Here is an 11,733-nt window from a genome sequence, read left to right as displayed (position 1 = left end):
ATGAATCAATGGAACTGTATGTATCAAAAACCAGCCAGCAAAACATGCCTGTGGAGTTCAATATCTATTATTCCAGATCTAAAATGTTGGTTGGTATTGTGTTCTGGATTTGTATGATGGGAGTTTTTATTGCGCTGGCGGTGAGTATGGCCACCGATCCCGAGGAGCCCAAAACTGGCGGTGCCGTCTTTATGGGACTTATTTGTTGCGGCAGTCTGTTATTTATTGTGCGCCTGGCTCGCACATTTTTAAGCGCGGCAAAGCCGGCAGTCACCATCAGTCGTGAAGGTATTCGCTTCTGTAATGGCAAATTCGCGGCCTGGACAAATATCGCCGAAAACACCTGGCATTCACAGAGCATTAACTTCATCCCGGCCGCCGCCGGTATTAAGATTGTGTTGCATGAAGGCAAGCCGATCCATTTCGCCACCACGGTTATTGCGCTTTCTTCCGATAGGTATCTTGAGATGTGCGATCTTTACTCGTCTCAGGCGATCGAGTAACTACCTGCGTCGGATTACGGCTTCGTTTTTTGGTCAGCGATCTTAATGATGAAATCGGCAGAAAAACGCGAAATTTAGACGCTATTACGAATGGGCAATGGTACTTATTGAAGGCTATATCATTGCCCATAATGCAGGGAGGGTTGATATTATATAATTCTATTTCCAGATTACTTTATTTTAAAAAAAGACAGATTGCCTGAACAGAAAGAACCGGTGTCAATGTAGATTTGATTGGCGAATGTTGTTGTGTAGTCAACAATCATATGGCCGAAGATAAAAGTATCCGCACCGCGTATTGGATGGATATTCCCCTGTAACGAACCAAGCAGACGATCGCGTGACCATAGAACGCTATCAATATCAACTTGCTTCCCATAATCGTAGCTGTCATCTGGATAATCGGCATGGGCAATCACGTACTTCTTTGAGGACGTTTCAACTTCTATGATGTGAGGACGCTGCTTAAAAGTTAGTAATAGCTCAGTGGCTTCTTGCCTGTCTTTTTCGGTGACCGAGTCGTACCAGTAACCACCGTTTATATACCAGAAATTGCCATCCTGTGTTTCAAAAGCGTCAAGTGCCATAGCTTCATGATTACCCACTACAGAAATAAACCATGAGGTATTTAACAGTCTCAGTGTTTCAAGGTTTTCTTTTCCTCGATCAATGTTATCTCCAGTGGAGATCAAGAGATCGGTATCAGGAGAGAAATTTAATTGAGCCAGTCTGGTTAACAATAAGGAGTAACATCCATGAATATCACCAACGACCCAAATGTGGCGATAGAGATCGCTGTTGATGTCAGCATAACGAATTAATTCCATGATGTTCCTATAGCACAATTTTGGAGGCTGGTATTATAACAAAGAAGTAGGGTGATATTAATTTTTATTCTTTAAAATACACAGTTATTAAAATAGCCTACAAGCTAGAAATGAACAGAGAATATATATTTTATGAATCGGTTAATTAAAGTAGACGATGTGCTTGAAAGATGCACGATTTCTCGCGCAACACTTTACTGATTAATTGCAAAGGCATACTTTCTCGCTCAGCGGAAGCTCTATCCCGAAGGGGCTTTGTTGAATAAAGAAATTGGCGGATCTGATCGTTACTGTCGTTTCAGCATCGGGTTCCCATGGCAAAGCAAAAGTTTAAAATCAACATCGGAGCGGCAGCAATGAGGTCTGGAAAAGAAAGTGGGCTATCACCGTCGTTCAGTAGTGGAAACAGCGATGTTCCGTATCAAAACCTTGCTGGGCGGTTATCTGAGCCTGCGGAACTATGGTGCGCAGGTGGGTGAAGCGATGGCGATGGTCAAAGCGCTGAACTGGATGACGTTGTTGGCAATGCCGACCAGCGTCAGGCTCGTATAACGAGTGCTCCGGTGGGAGTCCTGTATCCTTATCGTTGGCCGATTCTGAATTATTCAACAAAGCCTCATGTTGTCATAACCTACCAGATGCAGATAAAGCAGCATAAAGCGTTTTAAACGACAGCAACAAGGAAAGGGGTTGATCGTTTAATGGTACTGCGCCAAATCCTTTGTACCAGTCGCAGACCTGTTTATTTTTGGCATCAATCAGCAGGGCTACGCCACCGACCTGCAAAGCCGCCTGTATGCAACGCTTTCCGGCAGATAACAAAAGTTGTGCTCCCAGCCCTTGCCCCTGCATAGATTTGTCTACGGCTAAACGACCCAGACGAAACACTGGCACATCGTATCTCCCTAATCCTTTGCTGATTGCGCCAGGAACCTGTGCATATATCAGTGATGCAGGACTGACTGAGTAAAAGCCGTGGATACGTGTAACATCCGAATTATCAAGCGCAACATAGGTTTTCGTTGTCCCTTTCTCATGATTTTGTCGTGCATGGCGTTGCAGGAATTGGTTCAGATCGGCATCCCCACAATCAAAATTCATTCGATTGTGGGTTTTCCCTATCGCGGCCTCATGCCAGTCTGTAAACATCATTTCTTCATGTCCGGCAGGGCGAAAGCAGCGGCAAGAAGCTTTTCATTCGGCGCTGGCGGGTTATCTAAAATTTCCATGATCATTTGAGTATCGCGCTCCGTCAGATATACCCGTTCGGCGGCATCAACAATCTTCTGTGCGACAGGTAGTACGTTACTGACCACAAAATCCGTCAGGTTGGTTTGCTGGATTGCCGCAGCGCGGACTATCAACTTTTTGGCATCCGTCGATACACGCAACGACAGCCTTTCGTTAGATTCTATAGCTATCTGAGGCATGGTTTTCATCCTCCTGTTTATGAACAATATGTACAATTATAATACATATATGTACGCTTTCAAGGCGTACATATGAGGCTGATATGGTCCAGGCATGGCAAGAAGGTCGTTCACTGTCTTTAAACAGGGGATTAACTTCGGTTTATCGCGATTGCATTACTTTAATCTCACTGATTACGTATCATCAGGGAGTTTGCTAAATATATTCATGATTCTCTTTTTTGCCGTAACTGCTTGATTGATCCTACCCGCGTAATAGGGACACAACCCTAAGCGGCGGACATCTCCTGCTCACGTTCAGAAGAAGAGAGCTGAGTTTGCTGTTTGCTTCGCCAGCTGTAGATCTATGGTTTATACAGGTTAAGCTCGCGGGCGGCAGCGTCCACCCCAATGCGTTCCGCCAGTTTCAGGGCTTCCTGACGAAATTCAGGCGTGTGCTGCTTGCGTAGCTTTTTGGTGGTTGATGCTGGTTTTGTCATGTGAGTCACCTCTTGCTTGAGCGTTTACTCACTTAGTTGCATGTCCACTATTGCTGGGTAAGATCAGATGGTTAAAAATCAACAAAGGCTCAACGGCGTGCATTAGGCCCTGGTGATGAAGGTGGCATATGGGAGGATGTATATCCTACGCTTTCATCCGGATGATGTAACAAAAATACAGATATCGGTAATGAAAGGATCATCACCGTTTAATAGAGGCCCATATATTGAGGTTCCATAATGGAAGAAGTTAACTCTGAATTCACAATCGTTGTTGAGTCTGATCTGGATAAATATGAGTTAATTGATTTTTTATCCCAAGGGATTCCAGACATAATAAAAGTGAACTTATTATATTTAAGATACGAAAATACAATGATTACAATAGAAAGAAATTATGACTGTAATCCTAAGTTGATAAATGAGAATGATGGTTGGCTATATTATAACTATGAATTAACGGTATTTTCCATGGAGAATACCTCGTATGAATATCAGTATGAATTAGCGAATAAAATTATGAATGCTCTACGTGAGGCGGGATATCTGGCAGAATCAATTTGGTAATATTACCGGTACCTATGTAACAGCATCGTCGCCGCCATACACGCAGGCTAAAAAAGAGTGAATAGTCAAGCACTTCAGAAATATCTACTCGCGATATACCACCAGAACAAAATAGTCAATTTAAAACGGATGGCGTCAAAGTTACTGGTGGTCGAAAAGTAGATACAACAAATTATTTTAATTTGAAAAGCATATGAAATTTACTACTTTTAATTTTAACCGATTAACAAAATTCATAGTAATTAACTCCTGATTAATTCGACATATTTTTCATTAATCATAAAGCCATTTCCCAGCTTTCGCTGATTCAGAAAACATTCTGATTGTTAAAGGCTTACGAGTTCGTTCTACATCTTCCCGTTTTAATTTAAACCATCGTGTAAGCAGTGGAGTATTCTCCCAGGGAAAATAACACGACCATTTAACTTGTGATAAATCTACATTAAATTTTTTTTCAAATTTATCCAAAGCTTCATGCAGGTCATCGCCTGGAGCTTCAAATAAATCAGAATCAAGTTCTAAAGGGATTTCTTTCCAATTGCTGTCTAAATATCCGGGAATCTCTTCACGGAAGAGTGTTAACACCTCTTGCTGAATTGTGTCCATCAAAAGGATGTCCATTGTATACGATCTTTAGGGCGTGCTATTAGGTTGTATTTTGCCTGAGTTCTCCTTGATACCTGGTAAATTGAATTCACAAGACCAACCCAACCTAACCATGGAACATATCGTGCTATGACTGCGGCAAGATTATTTGTTTTTCGCATTCTTATACCAACGGGTGTAGGAACTCTAATACCGAAAGGAGTTTGTGCATTTCGTAAAAGCATTCTCCCATACCTGGAGATAACACTTGTCCCTTTGATTGCCTCTCCCGGTTTCGTTCTGGTTTTTAACCACGGTTGCCCGGCGAGGATAGCAGCACCTGACTCAATGCCAATCCCAGGTTCATCACAAAATTGCTCAAGGAAAATTACATCAAATAGTTCACCTGCTGACAGGTTCGATTGTCCGTGGTAGAAGTAGGTTCCGTTTAGTTCTTCTGTCGTATCCATTCAATCACCTTATAGACTGTTTGCCATTCATTCCAGACATCGGGACGTTTCTGCCGCTATACTAGCCTGGTAGTCAATACGCTGTCACAGGTAAAAAGAACGTTATTCGCGAAAAGTGGATGGGGTATCGTAAGAATGCCAACATGTGGGGCAAGAGGGGGATGTTAGTTTACCGCGATATACGAGATGATAGTTTGTCAGTATAAGTTTCGGCTATTTCCCAAGTCTGGGAGGCCGTTCTTTATCACAAATAAAAAAAAGCAGCAGCGAGGTGCTGCTGTATCAAAAAGCAGATTGATAAATGCAACGTAAGAGACAAATGGCCAACCGTAAAAGTGACCATAGCTATAATAATTATATTGATATTAAGTGGCAATGCAAAATATGGTCTTAATTATATCATGATGAGTTCAGCCAACGGTGATATGGCCTTATAAGGCTTGCAGTCTTTCATGGGCAGCAAGTAACGTCTGATATATGCTTAAATTCTTACTTCCGGGTTCAAGCAAAACTTTTTTAAATTCGGTCATGAGTTGCTCTTCATCTTCTTTCGAACGCATGTATTGTGGATGTTCCTGGAAGAAGGTGAGCGCCTGCTCTTTGGTTTGTTTATATTTTTCGCAAAAAATGCTTGAGCTGATTGCGCTATTTTTTGATGCGGAATTATCAGCGTTCTGGTTTGATAATGATTTATTCTTCGCAAGGTCTGACGGCACATACGGAAGAGACTGACACTCATCAATACTATTTGCGTTGGCCAGTTGCTCTTTCTGAGCGCCAGGTTGCTGTACCGGTTTGCTCACGGAGGAAGGGAGGGGCACCTGGGCACAGCCAATCAGTAAAAAGACAGGAAGGCAGCTATAAAATTTTTTCATATTAACTCCAACTACAGAAGAATGAGGCACAATGTTTTTACACAACCGTCAGAACGTTATCTGACAATAGTTATAAGGGGGCGAATGCGTTTCAGGAATGCTAGCAAAAAAAACTCCTGATATAAATAATTAATTCTCCATTCCGATGACAATATTTGAATTTTTGCTGCTGCAGAATAATAAGCCAGAATTTATACACTATGAGCTGATTTTCTATTTTAAATTATCAAGCGCTGTGCAAGTGGGCCAATTTAATTAGCGGGTGGCATCAGTTTCATAATGATTGCATCAGGATTTTGCCACCAGCTCCCGGTATTGTTTACATATTAAAATGATTTTTAACTGGTGCTGACAACTATGCTAAATACGCAGGAAGTACTTAAAGAAGGAGAGAAGCGGAAAATCCGCAGCCCGGAAGCATGGTTTATACAGACGTGTTCCGCGCAAAAGCTGCATATGTCATTTTCTGAAGGCCGACACAATGAAAACTGCCTGATTCAGGAAGGCGCGCTGCTTTTTTGCGAGCAGGCTGTTGTCACACCAGTATCAGGAGACCTGGTTTTTCAACCGTTAAAAATTGAAGTACTCAGCAAATTACTGGCATTTATCGATGGCGCAGGATTAGTGGACACGACATATGCTGAATCCGATAAATGGGTTTTGCTGAGTCCTGAGTTTCGCGCTATTTGGCAAGATCGTAAACGCTGCGAGTACTGGTTTTTGCAGCAAATTATTACGCCTTCTCCGGCCTTCAATAAGGTACTGGCGCTGTTACGAAAAAGCGAGAGTTACTGGTTAGTTGGCTATTTACTTGCTCAGTCAACCAGCGGTAACACGATGAGAATGCTGGGAGAAGACTATGGCGTTTCTTATACCCATTTTCGTCGTTTGTGCAGCAGAGCGTTGGGCGGAAAAGCGAAGAGTGAATTACGAAACTGGCGTATGGCGCAATCGCTGCTGAATAGTGTAGAAGGCCACGAGAACATCACCCAATTAGCCGTTAATCATGGTTACTCATCGCCTTCACATTTTTCTAGTGAGATCAAAGAGCTGATCGGCGTTTCGCCGCGGAAATTATCAAATATTATTCAATTGGCAGACAAATGAAGACACATATTCTTTTGGCCAGAGTGCTGGCATGTGCCGCGCTTGTTCTGGTTGCACCTGGTTATTCTAGTGAAAAAATACCTGTAACGGGAAGTGGGTTTGTTGCGAAAGACGATAGCCTGCGGACATTTTTCGATGCAATGGCGCTACAGCTAAAGGAGCCTGTCATTGTTAGCAAAATGGCGGCACGAAAAAAAATTACGGGCAACTTTGAGTTTCACGATCCTAACGCATTACTGGAGAAGCTTTCCCTACAACTGGGGCTGATTTGGTATTTCGATGGGCAGGCTATCTATATTTATGACGCCAGTGAAATGCGCAATGCCGTGGTTTCTTTACGCAACGTCTCACTCAATGAGTTCAACAATTTTCTAAAACGCTCAGGTTTATATAACAAAAATTACCCGCTACGTGGCGATAACCGTAAAGGAACATTCTATGTTTCAGGGCCACCCGTCTATGTTGATATGGTGGTCAACGCCGCCACCATGATGGACAAGCAAAACGATGGTATTGAGCTGGGACGCCAGAAAATAGGGGTGATGCGTCTGAACAATACCTTCGTGGGCGATCGTACCTACAATCTGCGCGATCAGAAAATGGTTATCCCCGGTATTGCTACGGCGATTGAAAGGTTATTGCAGGGAGAAGAGCAACCCTTAGGTAATATTGTCAGTAGCGAACCTCCGGCGATGCCAGCGTTTTCAGCGAATGGAGAAAAAGGTAAAGCAGCAAATTATGCCGGTGGCATGAGTCTGCAGGAAGCTTTAAAGCAAAATGCCGCGGCGGGCAATATTAAAATCGTGGCCTATCCGGATACCAACAGTTTGTTAGTAAAAGGAACGGCTGAGCAGGTGCATTTTATCGAAATGCTGGTTAAAGCGCTGGATGTCGCCAAACGTCACGTAGAATTATCCCTGTGGATTGTCGATCTTAATAAAAGCGATCTGGAGCGTTTGGGCACTTCATGGAGCGGCAGCATTACTATTGGGGACAAACTTGGCGTGTCATTAAACCAGGCTTCAATAAGTACCCTCGATGGCAGTCGATTCATCGCCGCGGTAAATGCGTTAGAAGAGAAGAAACAGGCGACGGTGGTTTCGCGCCCGGTATTACTGACTCAGGAAAATGTTCCCGCTATTTTTGATAACAACAGAACGTTTTACACCAAGCTGATTGGGGAACGTAATGTGGCGCTTGAGCATGTAACATACGGAACAATGATCCGAGTGCTGCCCCGTTTTTCCGCAGATGGTCAGATAGAAATGTCGCTGGACATTGAAGATGGTAACGATAAGACGCCGCAATCCGATACTACCACCTCCGTAGATGCGTTACCCGAAGTCGGACGAACGTTAATTAGCACTATTGCGAGAGTTCCGCACGGAAAAAGTTTGCTGGTCGGTGGTTATACACGGGATGCAAATACCGATACTGTCCAAAGTATTCCGTTTTTAGGCAAATTACCGCTTATTGGTAGCCTGTTCCGTTATTCCAGTAAGAATAAAAGTAATGTTGTTCGTGTATTCATGATTGAACCAAAAGAAATTGTCGACCCGTTAACGCCGGATGCCAGCGAATCGGTAAACAATATTCTGAAACAAAGCGGTGCCTGGAGTGGGGACGATAAGTTACAGAAATGGGTTCGTGTTTATCTGGATAGAGGTCAGGAGGCAATTAAATGATTCCTGGCTCAACCTCCGGTATTTCATTTTCCAGAATATTGTCCCGGCAGACATCTCACCAGGATGCGACCCAGCATACTGATGCGCAACAGGCGGAAATACAACAGGCCGCAGAGGATTCGTCTCCAGGGGCGGAAGTACAAAAATTTGTCCAGTCGACGGACGAAATGTCAGCGGCGCTGGCGCAATTTCGTAACCGTCGCGATTATGAAAAAAAATCCAGTAATTTATCTAATAGTTTTGAACGCGTGCTGGAGGATGAGGCTTTACCGAAGGCGAAGCAAATATTAAAGCTAATTAGCGTACATGGCGGCGCGTTAGAAGATTTTTTACGTCAGGCGCGTAGCTTATTTCCTGACCCCAGTGATTTAGTCCTTGTGTTACGCGAATTGCTTCGTCGTAAAGATCTGGAAGAGATCGTGCGGAAAAAGCTGGAGTCGTTACTTAAGCACGTTGAAGAGCAAACCGATCCGAAGACCCTCAAGGCAGGGATTAATTGTGCGTTGAAGGCCCGGCTTTTTGGGAAAACATTATCGTTAAAACCAGGCTTATTGCGCGCCAGCTATCGGCAATTTATCCAGAGTGAATCACATGAAGTGGAGATTTACTCTGACTGGATAGCCAGTTATGGCTATCAACGTCGACTGGTGGTACTGGATTTTATCGAGGGTTCGCTATTAACCGATATTGACGCGAATGACGCCAGCTGTTCGCGTCTGGAGTTTGGCCAGCTTTTACGACGCCTGACGCAACTTAAAATGTTGCGCTCCGCTGACCTACTGTTTGTGAGTACATTGTTGTCGTATTCGTTTACCAAAGCGTTTAATGCGGAGGAGTCGTCGTGGCTACTACTGATGCTTTCACTATTGCAACAGCCACATGAAGTGGATTCGCTGTTAGCCGATATTATAGGTTTGAATGCGTTATTGCTTAGTCATAAAGAACATGCATCCTTTTTGCAGATATTTTATCAAGTATGTAAAGCCATACCCTCTTCACTCTTTTATGAAGAATATTGGCAGGAAGAATTGTTAATGGCGTTACGTAGTATGACCGATATTGCCTACAAGCATGAAATGGCAGAACAGCGTCGTACTATTGAAAAGCTGTCTTAATTTAATATTAACAGGATACCTATAGTGCTGCTTTCTCTACTTAACAGTGCTCGTTTACGACCTGAATTACTGATTCTGGTACTAATGGTGATGATCATTTCTATGTTCGTCATTCCATTACCTACCTATCTGGTTGATTTCCTGATCGCACTGAATATCGTACTGGCGATATTGGTGTTTATGGGGTCGTTCTACATTGACAGAATCCTCAGTTTTTCAACGTTTCCTGCGGTACTGTTAATTACCACGCTCTTTCGTCTGGCATTATCGATCAGTACCAGCCGTCTTATCTTGATTGAAGCCGATGCTGGTGAAATTATCGCCACGTTCGGGCAATTCGTTATTGGCGATAGCCTGGCGGTGGGTTTTGTTGTCTTCTCTATTGTCACCGTGGTCCAGTTTATCGTTATTACCAAAGGTTCAGAACGCGTCGCGGAAGTCGCGGCCCGATTTTCTCTGGATGGTATGCCCGGTAAACAGATGAGTATTGATGCCGATTTGAAGGCCGGTATTATTGATGCGGATGCCGCGCGCGAACGGCGAAGTGTACTGGAAAGGGAAAGCCAGCTTTACGGTTCCTTTGACGGTGCGATGAAGTTTATCAAAGGTGACGCTATTGCCGGCATCATTATTATCTTTGTGAACTTTATTGGCGGTATTTCGGTGGGGATGACCCGCCATGGTATGGATTTGTCCTCCGCCCTGTCTACTTATACCATGCTGACCATTGGTGATGGTCTTGTCGCCCAGATCCCCGCATTGTTGATTGCGATTAGTGCCGGTTTTATCGTGACTCGCGTAAATGGCGATAGCGATAATATGGGGCGGAATATCATGACGCAGCTGTTGAACAACCCATTTGTATTGGTTGTTACGGCTATTTTGACCATTTCAATGGGAACTCTGCCGGGATTCCCGCTGCCGGTATTTGTTATTTTATCGGTGGTTTTAAGCGTACTCTTCTATTTTAAATTCCGTGAAGCAAAACGTAGCGCCGCCAAACCTAAAACCAGCAAAGGCGAGCAGCCGCTCAGTATTGAGGAAAAAGAAGGGTCGTCGTTGGGACTGATTGGCGATCTCGATAAAGTCTCTACAGAAACCGTACCGTTGATATTACTTGTGCCGAAGAGCCGGCGTGAAGATCTGGAAAAAGCTCAACTTGCGGAGCGTCTACGTAGTCAGTTCTTTATTGATTATGGCGTGCGCCTGCCGGAAGTATTGTTACGCGATGGCGAGGGTCTGGACGATAACAGCATCGTATTGTTGATTAATGAGATCCGTGTTGAACAATTTACGGTCTATTTTGATTTGATGCGAGTGGTAAATTATTCCGATGAAGTTGTTTCCTTTGGCATTAATCCAACAATCCATCAGCAAGGTAGCAGTCAGTATTTCTGGGTAACGCATGAAGAGGGGGAGAAACTGCGGGAGCTTGGCTATGTGTTGCGGAACGCGCTTGATGAGCTTTACCACTGTCTGGCGGTGACGCTGGCGCGCAACGTCAATGAATATTTCGGTATTCAGGAAACAAAACATATGCTGGACCAACTGGAAGCGAAATTTCCTGATTTACTTAAAGAAGTGCTCAGACATGCCACGGTACAACGTATATCTGAAGTTTTGCAGCGTTTGTTAAGCGAACGTGTTTCCGTGCGTAATATGAAATTAATTATGGAAGCGCTCGCATTGTGGGCGCCAAGAGAAAAAGATGTCATTAACCTTGTGGAGCATATTCGTGGGGCAATGGCGCGTTATATTTGCCATAAATTCGCCAATGGCGGCGAATTACGAGCAGTAATGGTATCTGCTGAAGTTGAGGATGTTATTCGCAAAGGGATCCGTCAGACCTCTGGCAGTACCTTCCTCAGCCTTGACCCGGAAGCCTCCGCTAATTTGATGGATCTCATTACACTTAAGTTGGATGATTTATTGATTGCACATAAAGATCTTGTCCTCCTTACGTCTGTCGATGTCCGTCGATTTATTAAGAAAATGATTGAAGGTCGTTTTCCGGATCTGGAGGTTTTATCTTTCGGTGAGATAGCAGATAGCAAGTCAGTGAATGTTATAAAAACAATATAAGGGCTTAA

12 protein-coding genes and 2 pseudogenes are annotated in these 11,733 nt (G+C 43.7%); 7 read left to right on the top strand and 7 right to left on the bottom strand.

Annotated elements, in window-relative coordinates; genetic code table 11:
* Positions 1-8: 8 nt before the first annotated feature.
* Complete coding sequence (locus tag NA624_RS14180; RefSeq protein WP_000424939.1) at positions 9-503, top strand: hypothetical protein; 495 nt, start codon at positions 9-11, stop codon at positions 501-503.
* Positions 504-673: 170 nt separating this feature from the next.
* On the opposite strand, the gene pphB is transcribed toward NA624_RS14180, so the two are convergent.
* Positions 674-1,330: a protein-serine/threonine phosphatase gene (gene pphB, locus NA624_RS14175; RefSeq protein ID WP_000420456.1), complete on the bottom strand. Its 657-nt coding sequence runs from the start codon at positions 1,328-1,330 to the stop codon at positions 674-676.
* Positions 1,331-1,667: 337 nt separating this feature from the next.
* Between pphB and NA624_RS14170 the strand changes: the two are divergent.
* Positions 1,668-1,882, top strand: a pseudogene (locus tag NA624_RS14170) (IS5/IS1182 family transposase); the annotation flags it as partial.
* Positions 1,883-1,954: 72 nt separating this feature from the next.
* Here the strand turns inward: NA624_RS14170 and NA624_RS14165 are convergent.
* The 3 genes and pseudogenes from NA624_RS14165 to NA624_RS14155 form a co-directional block, all read right to left on the bottom strand.
* Positions 1,955-2,482: a GNAT family N-acetyltransferase gene (locus NA624_RS14165; RefSeq protein ID WP_000971655.1), complete on the bottom strand. Its 528-nt coding sequence runs from the start codon at positions 2,480-2,482 to the stop codon at positions 1,955-1,957.
* A complete protein-coding gene (locus tag NA624_RS14160) occupies positions 2,479-2,769 on the bottom strand; it encodes a DUF1778 domain-containing protein (protein WP_000855694.1) in 291 nt (96 codons plus the stop codon). Before NA624_RS14160 ends, NA624_RS14165 begins: the two co-directional genes overlap by 4 nt.
* Positions 2,770-3,038: 269 nt before the next feature.
* Positions 3,039-3,239, bottom strand: a pseudogene (locus NA624_RS14155) (IS3 family transposase); the annotation flags it as partial.
* Between the two features lie 240 nt (positions 3,240-3,479).
* Between NA624_RS14155 and NA624_RS14150 the strand changes: the two are divergent.
* Positions 3,480-3,806, top strand: coding sequence for a hypothetical protein (locus tag NA624_RS14150; RefSeq protein ID WP_000393304.1), 327 nt, complete (start codon positions 3,480-3,482; stop codon positions 3,804-3,806).
* A gap of 273 nt (positions 3,807-4,079) precedes the next feature.
* On the opposite strand, the gene NA624_RS14145 is transcribed toward NA624_RS14150, so the two are convergent.
* The 3 genes from NA624_RS14145 to invH all read right to left on the bottom strand — a co-directional run bounded on the left by NA624_RS14145 (position 4,080) and on the right by invH (position 5,736).
* A complete protein-coding gene (locus NA624_RS14145; protein ID WP_001543246.1) occupies positions 4,080-4,427 on the bottom strand; it encodes a DUF1493 family protein in 348 nt (115 codons plus the stop codon).
* Positions 4,412-4,861, bottom strand: a complete 450-nt coding sequence (locus NA624_RS14140) for an STM2901 family protein (protein ID WP_000381614.1) — start codon at positions 4,859-4,861, stop codon at positions 4,412-4,414. The genes NA624_RS14145 and NA624_RS14140 overlap by 16 nt, the downstream gene beginning before the upstream one ends.
* 431 nt (positions 4,862-5,292) lie before the next feature.
* Entirely contained in the window at positions 5,293-5,736 is a 444-nt protein-coding gene (invH, locus tag NA624_RS14135) for an SPI-1 type III secretion system invasion lipoprotein InvH (RefSeq protein ID WP_000715096.1), read from the bottom strand.
* Between the two features lie 456 nt (positions 5,737-6,192).
* On the opposite strand from invH, the gene invF reads away from it, so the two are divergent.
* Genes invF through invA form a run of 4 tightly spaced genes read left to right on the top strand, consistent with a single transcriptional unit; the run spans position 6,193 to position 11,725 of the window.
* A complete protein-coding gene (invF, locus tag NA624_RS14130; RefSeq protein WP_023197265.1) occupies positions 6,193-6,843 on the top strand; it encodes a type III secretion system transcriptional activator InvF in 651 nt (216 codons plus the stop codon).
* The gene (gene invG, locus NA624_RS14125; protein ID WP_000848099.1) at positions 6,840-8,528 is read left to right on the top strand and encodes a type III secretion system outer membrane ring protein InvG; all 1,689 of its coding nucleotides are present in this window, start codon (positions 6,840-6,842) and stop codon (positions 8,526-8,528) included. The genes invF and invG overlap by 4 nt, the downstream gene beginning before the upstream one ends.
* Entirely contained in the window at positions 8,525-9,643 is a 1,119-nt protein-coding gene (gene invE / locus NA624_RS14120) for a type III secretion system gatekeeper InvE (protein ID WP_000612171.1), read from the top strand. The genes invG and invE overlap by 4 nt, the downstream gene beginning before the upstream one ends.
* 24 nt (positions 9,644-9,667) lie before the next feature.
* Positions 9,668-11,725, top strand: a complete 2,058-nt coding sequence (invA, locus tag NA624_RS14115) for a type III secretion system export apparatus protein InvA (protein WP_000927219.1) — start codon at positions 9,668-9,670, stop codon at positions 11,723-11,725.
* Positions 11,726-11,733: the final 8 nt, after the last annotated feature.

This window comes from Salmonella sp. NW38, assembly GCF_051807745.1.
Taxonomy (GTDB): Bacteria; Pseudomonadota; Gammaproteobacteria; order Enterobacterales; family Enterobacteriaceae; genus Salmonella; species Salmonella enterica.
This window is presented reverse-complemented; position numbering and strand designations above follow the sequence as displayed.